The organism is Bradyrhizobium sp. KZN70725 (assembly GCF_055264925.1).
Genome location: NZ_JBUYWT010000002.1, coordinates 277345 through 297393, shown reverse-complemented (window position 1 = coordinate 297393; position 20049 = coordinate 277345). Strand labels below are relative to the sequence as shown.

The 20049-nt window shown below is 62.1% G+C and carries 22 protein-coding genes; 8 read left to right on the top strand and 14 right to left on the bottom strand.

What is annotated here, in order from left to right; all coding sequences use genetic code 11:
• Positions 1–87 precede the first annotated feature (87 nt).
• Positions 88–1764, top strand: a complete 1677-nt coding sequence (locus ACZBJS_RS03365; RefSeq protein ID WP_316398772.1) for a winged helix-turn-helix domain-containing protein — start codon at positions 88–90, stop codon at positions 1762–1764.
• A 404-nt stretch (positions 1765–2168) separates the two neighbouring features.
• Here the strand turns inward: ACZBJS_RS03365 and ACZBJS_RS03360 are convergent, their stop codons facing one another.
• The 10 genes from ACZBJS_RS03360 to ACZBJS_RS03315 form a co-directional block, all read right to left on the bottom strand.
• The gene (locus ACZBJS_RS03360; RefSeq protein ID WP_463438352.1) at positions 2169–2951 is read right to left on the bottom strand and encodes a 3-hydroxybutyrate dehydrogenase; all 783 of its coding nucleotides are present in this window, start codon (positions 2949–2951) and stop codon (positions 2169–2171) included.
• A 12-nt stretch (positions 2952–2963) separates the two neighbouring features.
• On the bottom strand, positions 2964–3368 hold the full coding sequence (locus ACZBJS_RS03355; protein ID WP_463438351.1) for a hypothetical protein: 405 nt from the start codon (positions 3366–3368) through the stop codon (positions 2964–2966).
• Between the two features lie 33 nt (positions 3369–3401).
• Complete coding sequence (locus ACZBJS_RS03350; RefSeq protein ID WP_463438350.1) at positions 3402–4577, bottom strand: DUF3734 domain-containing protein; 1176 nt, start codon at positions 4575–4577, stop codon at positions 3402–3404.
• A 29-nt stretch (positions 4578–4606) separates the two neighbouring features.
• A complete protein-coding gene (locus tag ACZBJS_RS03345) occupies positions 4607–5398 on the bottom strand; it encodes an acetoacetate decarboxylase (protein WP_463438349.1) in 792 nt (263 codons plus the stop codon).
• A 70-nt stretch (positions 5399–5468) separates the two neighbouring features.
• Positions 5469–6401: an MBL fold metallo-hydrolase gene (locus ACZBJS_RS03340; protein ID WP_463438348.1), complete on the bottom strand. Its 933-nt coding sequence runs from the start codon at positions 6399–6401 to the stop codon at positions 5469–5471.
• Between the two features lie 76 nt (positions 6402–6477).
• Positions 6478–7695 carry an NAD(P)/FAD-dependent oxidoreductase gene (locus ACZBJS_RS03335; RefSeq protein ID WP_456851555.1) on the bottom strand — a complete coding sequence of 406 codons (1218 nt, stop codon included), beginning with the start codon at positions 7693–7695 and terminating at the stop codon, positions 6478–6480.
• 112 nt (positions 7696–7807) lie between these two features.
• Complete coding sequence (locus ACZBJS_RS03330) at positions 7808–8110, bottom strand: hypothetical protein (RefSeq protein ID WP_463438347.1); 303 nt, start codon at positions 8108–8110, stop codon at positions 7808–7810.
• A gap of 97 nt (positions 8111–8207) precedes the next feature.
• On the bottom strand, positions 8208–8471 hold the full coding sequence (locus ACZBJS_RS03325; RefSeq protein ID WP_316398780.1) for a hypothetical protein: 264 nt from the start codon (positions 8469–8471) through the stop codon (positions 8208–8210).
• Positions 8472–8683: 212 nt separating this feature from the next.
• Positions 8684–9358 carry an SDR family NAD(P)-dependent oxidoreductase gene (locus ACZBJS_RS03320; protein WP_456851553.1) on the bottom strand — a complete coding sequence of 225 codons (675 nt, stop codon included), beginning with the start codon at positions 9356–9358 and terminating at the stop codon, positions 8684–8686.
• 56 nt (positions 9359–9414) lie between these two features.
• Positions 9415–10368: a helix-turn-helix transcriptional regulator gene (locus tag ACZBJS_RS03315; RefSeq protein WP_456848452.1), complete on the bottom strand. Its 954-nt coding sequence runs from the start codon at positions 10366–10368 to the stop codon at positions 9415–9417.
• Between the two features lie 572 nt (positions 10369–10940).
• Between ACZBJS_RS03315 and ACZBJS_RS03310 the strand changes: the two genes are divergently transcribed.
• Positions 10941–11627, top strand: a complete 687-nt coding sequence (locus ACZBJS_RS03310; RefSeq protein ID WP_463438346.1) for a helix-turn-helix domain-containing protein — start codon at positions 10941–10943, stop codon at positions 11625–11627.
• Positions 11628–11632: 5 nt separating this feature from the next.
• On the opposite strand, the gene ACZBJS_RS03305 is transcribed toward ACZBJS_RS03310, so the two are convergent.
• A complete protein-coding gene (locus ACZBJS_RS03305; protein WP_463438345.1) occupies positions 11633–12496 on the bottom strand; it encodes a catalase in 864 nt (287 codons plus the stop codon).
• A gap of 483 nt (positions 12497–12979) precedes the next feature.
• Between ACZBJS_RS03305 and ACZBJS_RS03300 the strand changes: the two genes are divergently transcribed.
• The 3 genes from ACZBJS_RS03300 (at position 12980) to ACZBJS_RS03290 (ending at position 14965) form a co-directional block, all read left to right on the top strand.
• Positions 12980–13558 (top strand): hypothetical protein, encoded by a 579-nt coding sequence (locus ACZBJS_RS03300; protein WP_456851547.1) that lies wholly within the window; start codon positions 12980–12982, stop codon positions 13556–13558.
• A gap of 202 nt (positions 13559–13760) precedes the next feature.
• The gene (locus ACZBJS_RS03295) at positions 13761–14513 is read left to right on the top strand and encodes an SDR family oxidoreductase (RefSeq protein WP_316398786.1); all 753 of its coding nucleotides are present in this window, start codon (positions 13761–13763) and stop codon (positions 14511–14513) included.
• A gap of 62 nt (positions 14514–14575) precedes the next feature.
• A complete protein-coding gene (locus ACZBJS_RS03290) occupies positions 14576–14965 on the top strand; it encodes a cupin domain-containing protein (RefSeq protein ID WP_316398787.1) in 390 nt (129 codons plus the stop codon).
• Between the two features lie 736 nt (positions 14966–15701).
• Here the strand turns inward: ACZBJS_RS03290 and ACZBJS_RS03285 are convergent.
• Positions 15702–16484 (bottom strand): hypothetical protein, encoded by a 783-nt coding sequence (locus ACZBJS_RS03285; protein WP_456851543.1) that lies wholly within the window; start codon positions 16482–16484, stop codon positions 15702–15704.
• A gap of 342 nt (positions 16485–16826) precedes the next feature.
• On the opposite strand from ACZBJS_RS03285, the gene ACZBJS_RS03280 reads away from it, so the two are divergent.
• The gene (locus ACZBJS_RS03280) at positions 16827–17396 is read left to right on the top strand and encodes a DUF992 domain-containing protein (RefSeq protein WP_463438344.1); all 570 of its coding nucleotides are present in this window, start codon (positions 16827–16829) and stop codon (positions 17394–17396) included.
• A 107-nt stretch (positions 17397–17503) separates the two neighbouring features.
• Here the strand turns inward: ACZBJS_RS03280 and ACZBJS_RS03275 are convergent, their stop codons facing one another.
• Together ACZBJS_RS03275 and ACZBJS_RS03270 are read right to left on the bottom strand one after the other, a co-directional pair.
• Complete coding sequence (locus tag ACZBJS_RS03275) at positions 17504–17734, bottom strand: helix-turn-helix transcriptional regulator (protein ID WP_316398789.1); 231 nt, start codon at positions 17732–17734, stop codon at positions 17504–17506.
• Positions 17735–17856: 122 nt separating this feature from the next.
• A complete protein-coding gene (locus tag ACZBJS_RS03270) occupies positions 17857–18492 on the bottom strand; it encodes an AraC family transcriptional regulator ligand-binding domain-containing protein (RefSeq protein WP_316398790.1) in 636 nt (211 codons plus the stop codon).
• 233 nt (positions 18493–18725) lie between these two features.
• Here ACZBJS_RS03270 and ACZBJS_RS03265 point away from each other — a divergent pair, with 233 nt between their 5' ends.
• Both ACZBJS_RS03265 and ACZBJS_RS03260 read left to right on the top strand, forming a co-directional pair.
• A complete protein-coding gene (locus ACZBJS_RS03265; protein ID WP_463438343.1) occupies positions 18726–19136 on the top strand; it encodes a helix-turn-helix domain-containing protein in 411 nt (136 codons plus the stop codon).
• A gap of 402 nt (positions 19137–19538) precedes the next feature.
• Positions 19539–20024 carry a helix-turn-helix domain-containing protein gene (locus ACZBJS_RS03260; RefSeq protein ID WP_316398792.1) on the top strand — a complete coding sequence of 162 codons (486 nt, stop codon included), beginning with the start codon at positions 19539–19541 and terminating at the stop codon, positions 20022–20024.
• Positions 20025–20049 lie beyond the last annotated feature (25 nt).

The window sequence follows — 20049 nt, the reverse complement described above, 5'->3', positions numbered from 1 at the left end:
GTGTACAGTTTCCAGCGGAAAAGACCTTGCAGCCGGCCCGAATTGCGATTGAGTTTTCCTTGGCTTCTTGTCCAAGAAGGATCACAAGTGCCGTTTCTGTTTGAAGATTATCGCCTGGATGCCGGGCGGCGCGAGCTCAGGCGAGGCTCCGAACTCGTCCCCGTTGGACCGAAGGTGTTCGACCTGCTGCTCTTCCTGGTTGAAAACCGCGAACAGGTCGTGACAAGGGACGATCTTTTGAAGGCGGTGTGGGACGGACGGATCGTGTCCGAATCCACGCTGACCAGCCACGTCAATGCCGTGCGCAAGGCAATAGGGGACACCGGCAAAGAGCAACGTCTGATCCGGACGGTTTCTCGCAGAGGCCTCCGGTTTGTTGGTCAGATCACTGAGGAAGAATTGTCGGCGCGAGCCTCGGTCACGGACCCGGGTGCGGACGTTGGCGTTCCACGTGTAGAGAACATCCAGGAGACAATCAGGGCCTTTGAGGTCGATGCGCCTACTGGAGCGCGAGAGGCTGCGCCATTTCTTGCTGCCGCAACAGAGAGCCCGCCTCCGCTGCCGGATAAGCCTTCCATTGCGGTGCTTCCGTTTCAGAACATGTCCGGCGATGTCGAACAGGAATACTTTGCCGATGGAATGGCCGAAGACATCATTACGGCGCTGTCCCGTTTCAAGGAGCCATTCGTCATCGCCCGAAACTCAAGCTTCACCTACAAGGCGCGGGCAGTCGACGTGAAACAGGTGGGGCGTGAGCTCGGGGTACGCTACGTGTTGGAGGGGAGCGTTCGCAAGGTGGCAAACCGGGTGCGCATCACGGGACAGCTCGTCGATGCCGCCACCGGAGCGCATATTTGGGCGGACCGTTTCGATGGCGAGCTCGGCGACATCTTCGAATTGCAGGACCAGGTGACCGAGAGCGTTGTCGGGGCGATCGCGCCCGCGGTGGAAAAGGCTGAGATCGAGCGCGCCAAACGCAAGCCGATCGCCAGTCTCGATGCCTACGCCATCTATTTGCGCGGTCTGGCCGGTCTCCATCAGTTTGGCAACCGGCAAGCGAACGAGGAGGCATTGCGTCTTTTCAAACGGGCAATCGAGCTCGACCCGGAATTTGCGACCGCCTACGGTCGTGCAGCGTCTTGCTACCTCATCGCCAAAATCAACGGCTGGATCACGGACACGGCGAATGCAATTGCAGAAGTAAAGACGCTCACTCAGCGGGCCGTCGAGTTGGGCAAGAATGACCCCATTGCGCTCTCCGCCGGCGGGAATGCGTTGGCGTTTGTCGTTGGGGAGCTCGGAGTAGGTGCCGGCTTGGTCGACCGCGCGCTGGCGCTCAATTCCAACCTGGGCGAAGGATGGAATTTTGGCGGATGGATAAAAATCTGGCTCGGCGAGCCGGAAGCGGCGATCGAGCGCTTCGCACGCGCCATTCGTCTGAGCCCACTCGATCCGTGGCTGATGGGCATGCGGGCCGGGACCGCGTACGCACATTTTTTTTCGGACCGTTATGACGAAGCGGCATCGTGGGCGGAAATGGCATTGCAGTGCAGCCCGGACTACCGACCGGGATTACGCATCACCGCCGCCAGCAACGCAATGGCCGGCCGCCAGGAGCAGGCACGCAAGGCAGTGGCTCGGCTGCGAGAACTCAGTCCAACGCTGCGCCTTTCTAATCTCAAAGACGTCCTTGGCCCTTATCGACGCGCCAAGGACGTCGCGCGATATGAAGAAGGGCTGCGGCAAGCAGGGCTGCCCGAATGATCATCCCAGCCAAGATGCTCGCGCCGCCAATGGCCCCGAGCGGATGCGCTCGGGTTGCCGTTTCTTCAGACTCGGCGGTGAGGTGAGGCGCGCCTCATGTCGTGGCTAACGTCAAGCCGTGTGAGCCAACTGGCGTCTGTTAGCGCCGCGGCAAGTCCGCTTTCGAGAAGTCGGGTTCCTCCGCGGGGTGGCTCGTTTGCAAGGCGTCGATAGCATGCGCCGCGAAGATACTTGTGCTGACCATTGCGAGGATGGTTATCAACACCTTGATGGATCCACGTTCATCATGAGTTTCCAAAAAAGGGCTATTGTCGGGGGAGAAGCGCGAAGCGCATCTTCACGCTGGAATGCTGCTGCGTGGGCAGGTCCCGCTATGTTTGAAGCCCGTGCCGGTTCACTCGCGCCTATCGCGCGGTCCAACCTCCATCGACGGAAATCGCCGTGCCGGTGATCTGGTCTGCTGCGGCCGAGCACAGGAAGGCGACGGTGCCGCCGAGTTGCTCGGGAGATGCGAAATCAAGGGACGGTTGCTTCTCCGCGAGAAGCTCCTCGGTAGCTTGCTTCTGACTGATGCCCCGCTGCGTGGCGATGTCGCTGATCTGCTTCTCGACCAGGGGCGTTCGCACCCAGCCGGGGCAGACCGCGTTGCAGGTCACGCCGCTTCCGGCGGTCTCGAGGCCGACGACCTTGGTGAGGCCGACGAGGCCGTGCTTGGCGGCCACGTAGGCAGCTTTGTGGGTCGAGGCGACGAGGCCGTGCGCAGAGGCGATGTTGACAACCCGCCCCCAACGCTGCTGCTTCATCTGCGGCACGGCGGCCGAGATTCCATGGAATGCCGCCGAGAGATTGATATCGAGGATGGCCTGCCACTTGGCGGCCGGGAATTCATCAACCGGTGCGGTAAACTGGATGCCGGCATTGTTGACGAGGATGTCAAGACGTCCGAATTTTTCGACGGTCGCATGGATCAATCCGAGCACGGACTCACCCTTCGACATGTCGGCGCCATCGTAGACGCAGCGCACGCCGTGATCGCGCTCCATGCCGCTGCGGATGTTTTCGATCTCATTCGCGTCGCCGAAACCGTTGAGCACGATATCGGCACCGAGCCTGGCGAGCTCCCTGGCGATTCCAAGTCCGATGCCACTGGTCGATCCAGTGACGACGGCTACTTTGCCCTTCAACATGGCAGATTCCTTTCAACGTCGATCTTGCAGTGGAAGCTTGCGGTCCGTCCGAATGGCCTGCAATTCAATCATCGGTCGATTCGTTCGCTTCTGAGTCGCGTCCGAGCCGATCAGCACGGGAGGTTCGTCGTACCCGTTCCGACTGCTGCAGAAGATGAGGGCCGTGAGCCCGCATCCGACGACGAGCGAGAACAGCACGCCGGCGGCCATGGCGACGTAGCCGGCTGCCGAAACCTCGATCCCGTCAGCAAGCGTCCAGCTGACGTAGGCGACGAAATCGGTGGCCACCAGGAGCAGGACGAGCACCAGGATGATCGTCCACGAGGCGGCGCCGGAACGTGCCGGCGCAGATCGCCCGGGCGGTGGACGAAGCTCCGTCGCGGCGTTCTGCTCGGGAGCGTCGGAAAGGGTCGGCATGGTGTTCTCCTGATATAAGGGCGACGCGAAAGCTCAATCGCGGCGATGGATGTCGTGGGTGACGATGCCGAGCTCGGGCGGGGGCGGATCGAGGCGCCGTCCGTTCGCGAGCGTGCGGCGGATGTCTTCCAACCCGCTCTGCCAGTGGGCGCGCATCGCGCTCAGTCCGAATTCGTAGTCCCTCGAATGACCTTCGTGGAGCTTGGTCTGGTAGATCAGGTGGATGATGTTGTGGGAGCGATGGCGGGCCATATCCGCGATCGCGCGGATTTCCGGATCCCTCTTTGCGGCCTCGGGCAGTCGCTCGATCACCCGCTGCAGGGCCTGACGCATTTTCTGCATGCGCAGCGCCTGGTCGGTGACGGCGCGCGTGCGGCTCGAATATTGAATGTCCTTCTGACGGCTAGACACCTCCATCATGTCGTAGGGAACGCGGCCTCTGGCCGACCAAAGGTCGATCTGGAAGGTCAGAGTGTCGCGCGGCTCGCCGGACAGCACGCGTGACAAGGGTGTGTTGGAGACAACGCCGCCATCCCAGTAGTGGTCCCCCTCGATCTCGATGGCTGGGAATCCAGGCGGCAGGGCGCCGGAGGCCATGAAGTGCTTCGGGCAGAGCCGGCGTTCGGCGGTGTCGAAATACGTCAGGTTGCCGGTGCGGACGTTGACCGCGCCGACGCTGACGCGCACCTCGCCGGAATTCAGTCGGTCGAAATCGACGAGCTTCTCCAGCGTCCGGAGCAGGGGCGCGGTGTCGTAGAAGCTGGTCGCCGCATCGCCAGAGAACGGCGAGAAAAGCGGGGAAGGGAAGCGCGGCCGAAAGAAGCCCGGCTGACCCTGAACCAGGGCCCGCATCGCCGCCAGCGCATTGCGGATCGAGTGTATGTCGAAGGCAAAAGGCAGGGCATTGGCCAGTCCTTCTCCCGCCGGCCATTCGATCGACTGGGCGCAGATGATCTCCCAAAACTCGCGCAGCCGTTCCACGCGCTCTTCTTCCGGGGCGCCGGCGATGATGGCAGCGTTGAGTGCGCCGATCGAAATGCCGGCCAGCCAGTTCGGCCGGATCCCGGCCTCATGCAAGCCCTCATAGACGCCGGCCTGATAGGCGCCGAGCGCGCCGCCGCCCTGCAGGACCAACGCCACGACGTCGTAGGGCAGCGACCGGGTCTGCTGCGCTACCGGATGGGTCTGTTCGCGCATCACGTTCAACATTGCAGGGCTCCTTGGATGGTGATGACGGTTCAATCGGCTCTGGCTTCGATGGGGGCTTCGGAGGTCGCTCCGCGTCGCCGCACGGCCGGCAGATAGTCGTGGACCACGGTGCCGAGCCCGAGGGTAAGATCGGCAACGACGTGCTTGGCCGACAACACCTGCAGCACCGGCAGCTCGGCGACGGGCGCAAGCGCATGCGAGTAGAGGTCGAGCGCAGCCGGCCCCGTCCACGCGCCCTTCACGGCGATATCCTCGCAGTGATAGCGGATCAGCTCGCAGATGCGTGCGGTGCCGTCGACATGCGGGATGATCTTGAGCAGGAAATTCGGCGCAGCGAGTTTCTTCGCTTCGGCTTCGATATCGAGGGCGCGATGCTTGTAGCCCATGGTGCCGGTGGCGATGCGCACCGAGCCGTAGTTCAGCGTGCCGACCAGCGTGTCGATCTCGACGGCGAGCTTCGGCTGCGCCAGCTTCTTGGGAAAGCCCCACAACTCGCGCCCGCCGGCGATCGGTGGATGATCGTTGAGGAACATCTGGTGGACGAAGCCGCCTGCCTGGCCGCGAAACGACACGGGGATGACCTGGCCGCTTTCGGTGTAGTCGCCGAACCCGGTGGAGTCGGGCATCCGGATGAATTCGTAGTTCACCACCGGCTCGGTCACTTCCAGCGGCTCGGGCACGATGCGGCGCAATGCCTCCGGATCGGCGCGGTATTGGATGATGAAGTATTCGCGGTTGACGAACCGGTAGGGGCCGGGCGGAAAGGCCGGGTTCGTCAGCGGCATGGCGAACGCGCTCGCGCGCACGGTCTCAAGTTTCATCGTCGTCGAGCTCCAGATTGATCCAGGTGAAAGGGCCGCGCCCCGCCGTCGAAGCGCGGCCCGATAGCGGTCAGTAGTCCCAGACGGCCGGCACCCAGCGGAAAGCATTGCCCGCAACCGCCACATGCCCGATGGATGGGAACGGCATGTGCGTGGCCACCAGCAGACCGCCGGTTTCAGCCACTTCACGCAACAGCTTGATACGAACGCGAACCGCTTCCTCGGGGTCGTGCTCGAAGCCGTTGAACCAGTCGGGGTGCTCGAACCCGACCGTGAAGACAAGGTCGCCGGCGAATGTCAGTTGCTCGCCGCCGGACGTCACGTGAACGATGCTGTGCCCCGGCGTGTGGCCGCCTGTACGCGTGACGAGCACGCCAGGGGCGACCTCGCACTCATCCTCGAACGTCCGCAACTGGTCGCGATACTCAGCCGCGAACTTCTTGGCCGTCTTGCGAAGCGCGTCCGGGAATCCGTCCGGCATGGCGACCTTGGAGAAATCGGGATCCTCCCAGAACTTGACCTCGGCAGCCGCCACGTGGATGCGAAGGTCAGGACGCAGCGCCTCCTTCACACAGTCCATGAGTAGTCCGCCGATGTGGTCCATGTGCATGTGCGTCAGCACCACATCGGTCACGGACGTGAGCTCGACACCGGCTGCCTCGAGCCGAGGGATCACGTGCCCGGCCTTCTCCAGGTCCGGAAACTCCGTCCCCATCCCGGCGTCGACGAGGATGGTCCGGCCGCCACTCTTCACCACGACCACGTTCAGCGCCCAATCGAACGCGTCCGGCGGCAGGAAATTCTCCTTCAGCCAGGCCGCCCGCACCGCCGGTTCGGCGTTGTGGGCCAGCATCGCACCCGGCAATAGCAGCACGCCGTCGCTGACCACCATCACCTCGATGTTGCCGATCTTCAGCGCGTAGCGCGACGGGACCAACTCGTCGACCTTTGGTCCAGCGGAGGGTGAAGTCATGTGCAGGTTCATGTTCGTCTCCCGTTTCATGTATGGCTGCTGGCTGGTTTCACTGGAGCAGGCCGCGCAGCCAGCACGGAGCGCGACCCGTTTCGCGTGAAGGGGTCTAGAGGAAGCCAGTCACGTCGGTCACACGCTCCGGATCCGCCGAGGCGAGCGCGGCGGCGCGCTGGGCCTTCGGCGGATAAATCCAAACGGTGTTGATCTCCTGCTTGGTCTTCTTGGCTACGTCGCCAACCATGGCCACCTTGCGTTCCCAGCCAGTCGTGAAGAGCGCACCGGCCTCGCCAAGGTCCAGGCAGGTCACGTAACCCTCCTGGTGGTAGCGTTTGGTCGGTACCCCCAGCAGCTCCGCGGTAGCGTTGTTGCCTGCGAACGCGCCCATCCGCGTGGCGTGCTGGCAGGACATCAGCGCGTAATTGCCGTCGCTGTCGCAGGCGGCGCGCGCGGCGTCGCCGGTGGCGAAGACGCCGTCAACTCCCGGCACGCGCAGATCGCGGTCGACCAGCAGCCGGCCGAAATTGTCGCGTTCGGCGGGGATCTGCTGGGTCAAGGGCGCGGCGCGAATACCGGCTGCCCAGATCACGGTCTCGCTTTCGATGTGCTCGCCGCTGGAGAGCGTGACGCCGGACTCGTCGAGCGAGGCGACTCCGGCGCCGAGCCGGGTTTCCACGCCGAGCTTGCGCAAGGCGTCCTCGATGACGGGGCGGGGCCCTTCGCCCATGTCGGGGGCGATCGCAGGATTGCGGTCGACGATGATGACGCGCGGCTTGGCCCCTTTGCCGAAGATCTCGCGCAGCCGCGCCGGCATTTCGGTTGCGGCCTCGATGCCTGTGAAACCGCCGCCCGCCACGACGACGGTGTCGCGGCCGTTCACAGCCGGCCGCTTGGCGAGGCCTTTCAGGTGCTTGTCGAGCGCCACCGCGTCATCGAGCGAGTCGACGGCAAACCCGTGCTCGGCGAGGCCCGGAATCTTCGGACGGAACAGTTTGCTGCCGGTGGCTACGACCAAGCGGTCGTAGGACAGCGTCTTCCGGGGTCCTTTGCCAGTTGCGATCTGCACCGAGCGGGACTTGGTGTCGATCGTCTCGGCGCTGCCCTGCACGTAGTTGACGTCGATGGCGTTGAGGACATCGAGCAGCGGCGCCGTCAGGGTCTCGGGCTTCGGCTCGTACAGCCGGGGGCGCACGACGAGCGTCGGTTCCGGCGAAACCAGCGCGATCTCGAGCTCTTCCGGCGAAACGCCCCGGATGTCGCGCAGGCGGGCGGCGGAGAGGGCGGCGTACATGCCGGCGAAGCCGGCGCCGATGATGACTAATCTCATGTCTTTGCTCCTTGGTTTGGACTTCCGAAAGTCCGCGCGCTACCGCCGCCACCCTTCACCAAGGGCGGCGATCGACGACGACGCGAAGGCGTTAAACGAGGGCGTCAGCCCGTTATGGGGGGAGGCACTCCGGCGTGCGCGCTGACATCGGAGACTTCAGCGACCAGCCTTGTCGAAGAACGACGGGCTGAGCCGAGCCCAGAACCCAATCCTGGTAGGGCAGCCAAGGGCGGTCCCGAGTCGTGATGGAGATCGCGGTATAGGTTCTCTGCAGGGATTGCACCGGGATCTCCACCTCTTCGCCGGTTGCCGAGGTGAAGCGCACGGACAGCGAAAGTCCGTACACGACCGCTTTGGCAAGGCCGCGCCGGCGCGATGTGATTGTAAGCTGGTTGACGAAGGTTTTCCGGATCATCGTCGATCTCCAATGGCGTTCGTTGGACGGTGATGGTCTAGTCCGCCCCGCGTAGCGCTGCCCCAGAGGGATGGCCGTACCTGTCGCGCGATTGCTGCTAGTGAACGCGTTTGCGCCGGTCGCTCGGGACAGCGTCGAACGCCAGCCAGGGCTGATGTTTGGCGCGCCACTTGGGGCCGGGGCCGCGCATGTAGTGCAGCTCGGGCCGGTAGCTGTCGCGAATGTCCATGACCAGGTTGCGCACCACGACGGCGAAGTCGGATACGGTCTCGGCCGTCTTGCTGGCGAAGACGGAAATTGTGGACCAGTTCGAAAAATGCAGTGCGATCGCACGGGAATCGACGGTGCTCTTGCGGATCATCTTTCTTCTCCATCCGGTTGGATGTGGGCATTGCGATGATCTAGCGTATCTGAGCTGCGGTCGCCCCAGAGCGATTGCCCTACCTGTAGAGCGATTGCTGCCAACTCATGCGGGTGCGGCAATCGCTCGGGATTGCGGTCACCTCCTGTGACGAATGTGGCCGGCGAGGAACGGCCCCAGTGCGGCTGCGTTAGGAGGACGTCTCGTCCGTATCACGCAGCATTTTCATGTGCCGCAGGGGCGTAGCTGGTTTCGACGGTCCAGGAGTCCTTGGGCTGGCTGTAGAGATGCCAGAACTGCTCGGCCACCGCCGAGGCCTCCTTCGATTCCGGAGACACGAGGGTGCAGACGGTCACCGTCGCGACGTGAATTCCCTTGTCCCGGAGCGGCTCGAAAAGTGCGTGGGCCAGGGCGCGAATGCCGGCCTTGCCGATGCTGATCGAAAGAAAGTCCGCGCTGGGAGCGAGTGCGAAGCCGCCTCCCGTCAACAGGATCGCACCCGATCCTTGCTCTTCCATCATCGGAGCGACAGCCTGCGCTGCCACGAGCGCTCCTCCGATGTTCACGGCGAGATCCTCGTTGAAGCTATCGCGAGGCTGTTCAGACAGAGCCGCCCTGCGCGCGGATGCGGCGTTGTAGTGCAGGACGTCGATCGAGCCGCGCTGTTTCTGAACTTCAGCGACCAGCTCCGCGATGCCATTCGGATCGCTTGAGTCTACCCGTCGTGCGTCCGCCTTGTATCCTTTTCTTGTCAATCTCTCGGCCAGCTCTTTGGTCCTGGCGAGACTGCGGGCGGCCAAAACCACCTGGAAACCTTCTTTGGCGAACCGTTCGGCGGTCGCGAAACCCATCCCCGGGCCCGCGCCGATGCTAAGAAATGTCTTCATTGCCTCTCTCCTTTCGACGCTGTACTTGAAACGTTAAACCACGGTCGCCGAAACCATCACGATATGCGTCTCCGCCAATCGCTGGGGGTTTCGCCGGTCAGTTTCCTGAACGCTGCGGCGAAGGCGGTCTGGGTGGAATAACCGAGCGCGGCTGCGACCGAGACGACCGACACGTCGGTATCGCGCAGCATGTTCATGGCTTGCTCGAGCCGGCGCTGCCGCAGCCAGGCATGCGGCGAGAGCCCGGTGCTTTCTTTGAAGGCGCGGCAGAAGTGGAAGCGCGACAAGCCGGCGTCGGCAGCAAGCGCCGCAAGCGAGACGTCCGCATCGCTATCCGAACGCAGACGTTCGATGGCGCGACTGAGTACCTTGGGCGACAGCCCGCCGATGACCGGCTGGAACGTTGCCGGCGAGCCGGCGTGCGCGGCGAGCAATCGCGTGGCCAGAAGATCGCTCAGTTGGTGCCTGAACAACGAATCCAGCGCGGCGCAGCCTTCCAGGGCGTCCGCCGCGCTCAGCAGCAATCGGGCTGTAATGGGGTCGGGATGCGCCGTTCGTTCCACAAGGTCGCCGGGAGCGGCCGTTCCGGCTTCGTGGGCAACGCGTTCTAGCGTTGTCTGCGGAAGGTAGAGGTGGACGACGCTCAAGGGCTGGTAGATATCCCAGCGCGAGGATGAACCCGCCGGAATGACCGTTACGGTCCCGGGACGCGTCATTCCGTTCAAAAACGCTTTTCCGTCGCGGCGTTCGAATCGAACCGGCTCGGCGGGAAAAGCCATGATCACATGATCGACCATCGGCTTGACCACGTCGTGCAGGGGATCATGCCTCCAGAAGGTGATCACGCCGCTGGACGGATCCGATGCCATCTGCAGCGGCGCCATCTTCAGCACGCGCGTCATTTCCTCGTCGGCGTGCGGGCGCTGCTCGCCGATCGGAAAATCGCGCGGCGGTGCCGGAGTCGCGTCCCGCTGATTGTGCGAAGTATCTTTCAAGCGTGGACTGCTCATGGACCGTCCTCGTCGTTGAGGCGCACCCGGATCGAGCTTTCGAGCTATCCGTTCTAGCCGCAGTCCGATGCGGCGTCTTGCCCAAATTCGCCCCGGATTGTCCAATGCTGAACCGCCGATGTGCTGTCAGGCGCCCGAAATCGCATTCCGTTGCCGCACCGGGCCATGGTCCGTGCACGAGGCGCCGCACATGAGATGGTCAGCACCACTGACGTTCTTGCGTGTCGGAGAGGGCAGTGAAGCTTCGACGAAAGCTGGACGACCGCTTTCTGGCGTCCGATAGTCCACGCACCGTGCGGGGATGACGACATCCGCCGCCCGGCACGGCCAGCAGGACCGGCCCATGGCGCAGAGCGGCTTCCACGGTCAGAAGTACAGCGAATTTCTTCGCCTTCGAGAGGCACCGTCATCGCTGACCACTCGGTCCATCCGAGGTGTCAACGTCGCCGTCACCGAAACTCGGGACGACAATCCCGTTCACGGTCTCTGCGGCGAAATTCCCCTCGAAGACGCGTACATCGTCAGCTTGAAACTTCGCGACTATCCCAACTGCGAATATTGGAGCGGGGCAAGTGCGTTTGAAGGCGGGCACGACGTACCTTTACGACCTGAAGTACAATCCGCGCTTCGTGATCGAAAGGCCGTTCCACTCCCTTCACTTCTACCTGCCGGCGCTGGCGCTTAACGGTGTCGCGCAAGAGGCCGGCGCGCGGCGCGTGGGCCAACTCGACTGCCAGTTCGGCACCGGCTTCCGCGACGAAATCGTTCGCAATATCGGGGCTTCGCTCATGCAGGCATTGCGCCGGCCATCCGAAGCGAACCAGCTTTTCGTCGATCACATGATGCTTGCGCTCACGGTGCACGTCGCCGAGGCCTATGGTGGCCTGCATGTCAGCAAGCCCGCACGCGGCGCCCTTGCTCCGTGGCAGGTCCGGCGAGCTTGCGAAAGGCTCGAAGCCAATCTCGCAGGAACGGTTTCGCTGCAGCAGATCGCGGCCGAGTTCGACCTCTCGGTCAGCTATTTCTCCCGCGCGTTCCGTGTCTCCACCGGTCTGCCGCCACACCGGTGTCTGCTTCGGCAGCGCGTCAAGGTGGCCAAGCAGTTGATGGCCATTCGCGAGTTGCCGCTATCGGAAATCGCGATATCCGCCGGCTTCGCCAATCGAAGTCATTTCACGCGGGTGTTTTCGTCCGCCGTCGGTGTGAGTCCCGGCACGTGGCGCCGCGAAAAACTGGGTTCGACGGAAGCAGAAGCATGAGAAAGTCAGGTCAGCGCCCCCCGGGTCCGTGATGCGGCGTAGGCGGCGCAGCGGGCCGCAAATACCTCGTCCGGCGGATGCCCGATGCCTTCGGCAAGATTTGCCGGATCGAAGGCCAGCCCGTTCCACACCTCATTCGTCTCCAAACCGGTGATGACGATCGTGCCCAGCCGCACCGCTTCGCGCTTGTCCTCGTCCGGCCAGCGGATTGTGACGTCCATGATCGGGTCGCCGGGACAATCGAGCACCGCCATCACGCTAAAGCGGACATCGCGTGCCGCGATCCGCAGCTCGAGGTCATCGTTCCAGACGTCGGCGGACTTTGTCCTAGCTTCGTCCTCGGACAGCATGACCTCCCCGCCGACCGGCTCGACCTTGAATTTGATGAACCGTGTTTCGCCTCTGACATTCGTCGCAGGAAACGCGTGGACGCCCCAGAAGATGGTGCGGGCAAAGCTCCCTCGCTGGCCCCCGGCGGTGGGAAAGTTCGCTTGACGCGGCTTTTCACGATTGGCGGAGGTTAAAGCGTTGCTCTTCGCGCCCGGCCCGCCATTGGACATGCGCGTGTCTACGAAAGGCAGCATATGTTCGAGCATTCTCGCATCGTGTATCGGGGCGCTCTGCGTGAGAATGTCGGAACGCCCGTCAACGTCTCCGAGCCTGAAAGCAAAGTGCCGCAGCACTCCGCTCTCGGCAGCCGCCGTGCCGGGAAAGCCATCGTCCGCGGAGAATTGCGCCAGCACGCGCGATGGGCTGGTGAAGCTCAGCGATCTGGTGATCTCCGCCGCCCGATCCGAGGGAATATACGTCCCGCGGACGCATCGGCCCTCCGTAAAACCTGTCGGTCGTTTTGCTGAACGCTTGGTCACGGCAGTTTCGACCTGAAGCTAGGTTCGGGCCGCTCACGCGGGCGGGTAGTGCTGCCCGGGCCGGCCGTTACCGCGTCTGTGGCGCGGCTTGCGGGGTACGATGATGCTTTTCGGATCATCTTTCATCCGTGCGTCAATATGGGCACGGAGATGATTTAGCGGACCGATGGTGCCGCCGCGCCAGAGCGATTGCCCTGGCTGTAGAGCGATTGCTGCCTTTCTTGCGCGTCCGCCTATCGGCTGCACCGGTTAGCGGCCCCGGCCTGGCTGCCCGGATTCGATCGCACCCGGTCACTTGCAGCGTCCGCTGCGGACCCTCGCGTACGCATAACTCCCGGAAATTGTCGAGGGCGTCCACTAAGCAGCAATATCTCTACAACCGCCTCAATCCCTCTGGGGCACGCGTACGCTCGATCCGTTAAACGGTGGGGCTACGAAACAGATGGAGGCGACAATGGCTTGGATCGAATTCGGAGGCGCATCATGATGCTGGGTATGAGCTTGGCGACGTTCACGATAGTCCACGTGATCATCAGCCTGGTTGCAATCGGGGCGGGCCTGGTCGTGATGTTCGGGATGCTCGGCTCGAAGCGGATGCCGAACCTCACCGCCGTTTTCCTTGCATCCACCATCCTGACCAGCGCTTCGGGGCTTCTGATTCCCCCGCTGCTGATCGATAAGTTGTTGCCGTCCCACATGATTTCCATCCTCTCGCTGGTTCTGCTGGGGATCGCCTGTTTTGGGCTTTACGGCCGGAGGCTCGCCGGATCTTGGCGCTGGATCTACGTGCTCACTGCGCTCCTCTCGCTGTATCTCAACGTCTTCGTGCTGGTGATTCAGTCCTTCCTGAAAGTGCCGGCATTGCATGCGCTGGCCCCAAGCGTGCCGCCGGCCGAGCCGCCGTTCGCCATCGTCCAAGGCATCGTGCTGGTATCCTTCGTGGTCGTGATCATCGGCGCGATCCGGCGCTACCGCCCGGCGTCGGCCGCCGCCGACATGCGTCCCCAACAAGACCTGAACCCGGCAGCCTGGGGCACACGCTCCCTCTCAACGCGCAAATGAGTCGTTCGGGCGGCTGCAGATCGATCAACCCTGTTGACCGATCACGGACCGCCGGCAAAGCCTCGCGTATGGTATCGTTGAATGCGGCCGGGTGAGTTTATCTCGCTTCTCGCCCGCCCCAACATCGCTCGAACGACCGTAGAGTGATGCGCTCATGATGAAGCTAGAACCTGAGCACGTCTAACGACAACGGAGGATCACCATGAAGATCGTTGTGATCGGCGGTACCGGCCTGATCGGTTCGAAGACCGTCGCCAATCTGCGCCAAGGCGGGCACGAGGTCGTGGCCGCCTCGCCCCGAAGCGGTATCAACACCATCACCGGCGAAGGACTCAAGGAGGCCATGGCGGGCACGCAGGTGGTGATCGACCTCGCCAACTCGCCCTCATTCGAAGACAAGGCGGTGCTGGAATTCTTCGAGACCTCCGGCCGCAACCTTCTCGCGGCCGAGGCCGCAGCGAACGTCCGGCACCATGTCGCCCTGTCGATCGTCGCGACCGACCGGACCGACAACGGCTATTTCCGCGCCAAGGTCGCCCAGGAGAAACTGATCGAGACCTCCAGCATCCCGTACACCATCGTCCGCGCAACGCAGTTCATGGAGTTCCTCGGCGGCATCGCCGATTCAAGCGTGGACGGCAACAAAGTCAGGCTCCCGCCCATCCTGTTCCAGCCGATCGCGTCGGACGACGTTGCCGCCATCGTTGCCGATGTGGCACTCGCGCCGCCGCGTGGCGGCTTCGTCGAGATCGCAGGGCCGGAACGCGCCCCGTTCAACGAAATCATCGCCCGCTATCTCAAGGCGGTTGGCGATCCGCGCGAGGTCGTGAGCGATCCCGAGGCCCGATACTGGGGCGGCCGGGTCAGCGAGCACTCGCTCGTGCCGCTCGGCGAGGCGCGCCTCGGCCGCATCGGTTTGGACGAATGGATCCGCCGCTCAAAGGCAGCGGCCTGATCTCCACGGGAGGTACGCCCGGTCTCTCAGGGGCGGATCCCGGGCGAACTAAGGAGGCGACCATGACGATCAAACTCGCGGCATTGATTCTTCTGTGCCTCACGGCCGGCACGGCGGTGGCTCAGCAGCCGAAGGTCACGCCACTGATGTCCAAGGACCTTGCGGAGAGTCCCGGCCGCGAAGCTCTGATGATCTCGGTCGAGCATGCACCCGGCGGCTCGAGCGCCATCCATCGGCACAATGCACATGCGTTTGTTTACGTGCTGGAAGGCTCCGTCGTGATGCAGCTGAAGGGCGGACAAGAGGTGACACTGACGCCGGGACAGTCCTTCTATGAAGGCCCTGCCGACGTTCATGTCGTCGACCGGAACGCGAGCGCCACTCAGCCGGCGAAATTCCTGGTGCTCCTGATCAAGGACAAGGGCGCCCCGGCGCTCGTGCCCGCAAAGTGATCTAGATGCAACCCAAGTACGCCACTGGCGCTGCGCCCGTTGTTTGCTGCCCCGCATGGTCAGCTTGTTGCCCTTACGGAACACTGGCGTCGCCTGCTCAGATGCCTACACCTAGACGTGGAGGGGACTTGGCCTAGTCGGCTGAAGTTGGCTTGTGACGGGAGAACAGACAGCCTGTCCATACTCCGATCAGGGCGTGCACCAGACGACTCGCAGTTCGGCCCGATCGGCGTCGCCTAGCAGCGGCGATTTTGATCAGGTTGCTTACTCAGACAATCCCGTGCGCGCTGTAGATCGAGATAGAACCCGCGCATCATTTTGGACGATAAGGATAGTTGGGGCACCCGACACGATTCGAACGTGTGACCTTTACCTTCGGAGAGCAACGCTCCTTGAGCCCGTTAGGGCCTCTCGCTTGACACCGCTTCGGTAGCTTCCGAAAAGAGCTATCGGACGCGATTGTTTCGGCGGTGATTGATTGAAAGCTAGAAAAGAGTGACGGGCATTTGAAAGGTAATTTGGCTTTCCTGACTAATGGGCGATCTTTCACTGATAAGCTTTCATACAAAACCCTATCAGTCGTCGGTTGTGCTGCAGGGTATTCGCGGCAACTGCTTTCACGAACTTCGCACTCATAAAGCACACTAGAATCATAGGTTTGCTAGTGTCCTTATCGAATCCGAAGTTCGCTCCGAAGGTGCGGCAAATGATGCGAACTTTGGATTCGGGACACTAGCTAAGAGGGACGCGTCAACGACGCGGTTCCGCGAACTGTGCCAATGTGAAGGCCAAAAGGGGCGGCTGCTGACACGCAGAGTGATCGCTGGTCCTTCCACGGGCGGCCGCTAGGCGCCGCCCGGCGCGAGACCTGTTCAGTAACAAGGAGGATAGGGATGATAGCCGCAATGGGGCCGGGCGTAGGCGGCTCCGACGGCGGCAGCTCCGATAGCAGCAGCACCGGCATACATTGCGCCCCGGTATGCCGTGCGCCGCGTGACGCCCGCAAAGGAAAGCGTTGTAAAGGGCGGCCGATGATATCGATGAAGATCGAGGCTGCGCCGTCCGCGCCGGTGAGATCGCGCTCGAGTGTCTGAACGGTGAAGATCAGCTCGTCCCCGTCCAGCTTCGGATTCTTCAGGACGACGACAGCGTCCTTGACGGAGCCGTCCTTGCTGTTGAAAGCCGAAACGGTCGCGTGCGGAGGATCGCTGGCAAAGCTGTCCTTGCCCGCGCCCCAGTCCGCAATGATATCAGCCGTGAGCTGATGGCCCGCGGCGCGCACAGGTCGGTCAGCGAATATGATCGAGTTCGGCGTGATCCCTGTGAGGACAAGGCTATCGCCCTGCAACGTTGCGCCCCGCGAATTGAGAACGATGAGCGATGGCACAATTTGGGCTTGTGCAGCAGAAGGCGTGCCGATCGTCTTCAGGTCTCCGTGCGTAGCACGCGGTCCCGGTGTCGAGCACCAATGTCGCCGCCAGCAATGCCATGCAAATCTACAGGCCTTCTTGTTACGCATCTCGTTCTCCTTACGATCGGCCGGAAGCGTCCGGCAGGTTGGTCGGTGCGGACCCTAGACAGCGCAAAACTGGCCGCCTGTGCAAAATCGGCAGAAATGGAGGGCGGTCCAGTTACGACGTTTTCATCATGGCCCGGCGCGCATTGAGCTGACGGCCCGACATGCGTCAGGTGTTGGGATGTTCTTGCAAATAGCTTTCGCGCGGTTTCGCAAGTAACGCCGTCTTCAAAAAGTAACTGAGGTCCAAGCTTCTGATGTCGCAAACCGCGTCGGATCGACGCGACAGAAAGGCCTGACGACGGGTTCGGCTGTCCGATTTTGCATAGCCTCGTCGGCTCTCACATGCTCCTCTACGAAAACAGAACGCGGTCAGGACCAAGCGCCGGCCCGCGATTAACTAGTCTTTGCGAGATGATCGGGAAGCGAATGCGTGCACCAATTCTGGCCGTCCTCTGCGTTCTCTGCGCATGGTCCGGCTCTGTGTCCTCCGCAGGCGCCCAACAGGCATCGTGGACCCAAATCGGCATGCTGGCTTGCAAGCTCGACCCTAGCGTCGGGTTTGTCATATTTGGCCATCAATCGATGTCATGTCGCTTTACACAGAACCCGCCATTGCCGACTCAACTCTATGAAGGCGCCCTCAATACCGTCGGAATCGATATCGGCGTTTCAGCCGGCGGCGCACTCGCCTGGGCGGTCCTTGCCCCGACGGCAGGCCCTCCGCCCGGTGCCCTCGCCGGCGAATATGTCGGGGCGTCAGGCGACATCGGCCTCGGTTTAGGCGCCGGCGTCAACGTTCTTGTCGGTGGCTCGGGGCGGTCATTTGCGTTGCAGCCCGTTTCGGTAGAGGGCTCGGTAGCCGTCAATGTGACCCTCGGCCTTTCCGGGCTCCAACTGCGTCCGATCTATTGACGCGCCGCCGTCCGACCGCCGCTCGTGCAGACCCGAATTGCTCGACATTGACGAGCACGCGTGAGGCACTTTTCATAGCGAGCTTGCGCCTGCGCCTACGGCGGTCTTCATTTCTCCCGAAATTCGCGTGGCGCAGCGCCGGAAATACGGCGAAATGCACGCGGAAAATGCGTCGGATCGGCATAGCCGGAAGAAAACGCGATTTCGATGATCTTGGCGTCCGTCTCACATAGCAGCTTGGCGGTATTCTCAAAACGGATCAATTCGAGCAAGCTCGAATATGTCAGGCCGACGTTCGAGAGTTTGCGTTGAAAACTCCTGACGCTCGTGCCGGCCATCTCAGCGATTTTTCGCGACCGCCGGGATTCCCTCATCCAGGTAAGAAGGCAGCATCAGCTTAAGTGCGCGGACAAATTCGTCGGCGAACGGCTGAGGCTCGTCCTCGGAGAGATTCGGCACCTTATTGTGTGTCAGGCTGGAGGTCCAGAGGCGCAACGGGTGCATCAATCCAGGAGGCTTCCTGGCAAGACAGAAAGCGCGTATTCCGCCAGAATGCCCGAGCCTCCGAGCCTGGCGCATAATTTGCCTCGAAGGCCATCGTTGAGGGAGTCCACTCCGATCCGGCTAACTGTCGAACGATGTGGACGACAAAGACGTTCTGCAGCCATTGTGAGTGTTCAAGATGGAGCATGCCGGCAGTCCCGCCCAGCTTGCTGCAAATTCTTACACGATCATCGCGGCGCTCCAGCCACATGTACAGGTTCGTGTCTTCGAGCGATGCCCATTTGCACACTTGCTGCAGGGCGACGTACAGCGTCGGAGAGTAGCTGATGATGGTTCGCAGCTTATCGCTCCGGTGGCAGAACTGCAGCCGCCGCGAAGCGGGAAAGCCAATATCCGTGATGCCCTGCGATCTCTGCGCGGCTTGTGCAAACAATATGGCAGGCAATATCGGAACATAATGATCGGCTTTTTCTTGCAGCGCTGTCGGGAGACCAAATTTTGACAGGAGCGTCGCAGTGGGAGCTCCCAGCTCGTTATGAATGTCTGCAAACGGAATCACGAATTGGCAGCGGGTTAGGGGAATTCCGCTCATGTTGCTCGTCTCCTGCCTGCGGCGTTCATTTTTACGGTCGTACTTTGTCGTCGCGGCACTGAGGAGCGATCTCGAGATTTGCTCGCCGGGTGCATTGGGTGTCGCGTCGCAGCGGTGCATGCGAGGCTGGGACGTGTGCAATTGATCTTAATGCCAGAATTGCAATTTAGGCGGCTCATGGCCAGACGGGCCTACCAATTCGATCACATTATAAGAAGATCGTAAGCAGCGGTTTGAGTAAGGAGATCACGCTTGCAATCTTTCATGACGTGCACATGAAACCCGTCTCTTCGCCATCCCGACACTCTGTCCGCGCGGCGATTTCGGTGTTGCTGCGTCAGGATGACGCATCTGTGCAGTGCACTGCGCGCCAACTGGGCGTGAGCGTGCGCTCATTGCAGCGACACCTCGCTGGTATGGGGACAAGTTACAGCGAATTGGTCACCGAAGTCCGCCTCGATACGGCCCGCCGCCTCCTTGCGGAGTCCAACGAGCGCATTTCGGACATCGCCTTACGTCTTGGCTACACCGGAGCGAGCAGTTTCAGCCGAAGCTTTGCGCGTTTGATGAAAATGCCGCCGATTGCATATCGGCAGCAGCAGGCCGCCAAAGGGAATGGCAAGGCCCGCGCCAGCAAAGGTTAGCGCATGGGCGGCTTGCACTGAGTGGACGCGGAAGGCGCGAAAACGCAAGGCCACGACGCAGGTAGCGGCCCCGCATCGCCCCGCGAACGAGCGTCGCGCTAGCATATTACCAGTATTCGAGCTGTGTTTTTTCGGCGGCAAGGCGGCCCGGAAGACCATGCATCAATGATTGGCGCGAAATGGCAAGACGCTTCGCGCTGAAAGACGCGAGATGCAGAGGTAAAGCCAGACGTTGAGGTCAATTATTATGTACTGCGCCGCTCCTATTGCCATTGCCGATCTGATCTGCACATCCGCGCGAAGCGGTCAGTCAGGGGGCCATGCAAACGGGTTGCGTGCCCATATTCGGGGTAGCTTCCTCACTTCATCGGCTTTTTGGATGCGATCGAAAGGCACCGACCAATGATTGGCGGTGCCAGCGATCGATATCGCGTTCTTGTCGCGCGGGCCGAGGCCATCGCTGCGGGGAACGTTGAAGAAACGCCTCGCATCCCCGCGATATGCCACCGGCTCTCAGTGAGCCAGCGTACTCTACGAAAAGCGTTCAGGAGCGTTTACGGCCAGTCGCCGTGCCGTCGAATTCGTGTGCTCCGACTGAATCAGGCGAGGCAGGCACTTCTCGCTGTGGACGGCGAGACAGCAAAGGTGACGGAAATTGCGATCTGCTTCGGCTTTTTCGAGCTTGGACGGTTTTCGGTTGAGTATCGCAAGCTGTTCGGCGAGAGCCCTTCGCAGACGCTTCGAGCGGCGGGCCGGGACAGCGATATGTCGCACGGTGGCAGAGCTGGACTGCGCAACGCCAGGATCGATTACCAGAATCCTTTGTCGAGGGCTTTCAGCGCGGGCGTGATGGACGCGACTCAAGATCGTGATGTCGAAAGCGTATAGCTACAGCGGGTTAGCCGAGACGAGG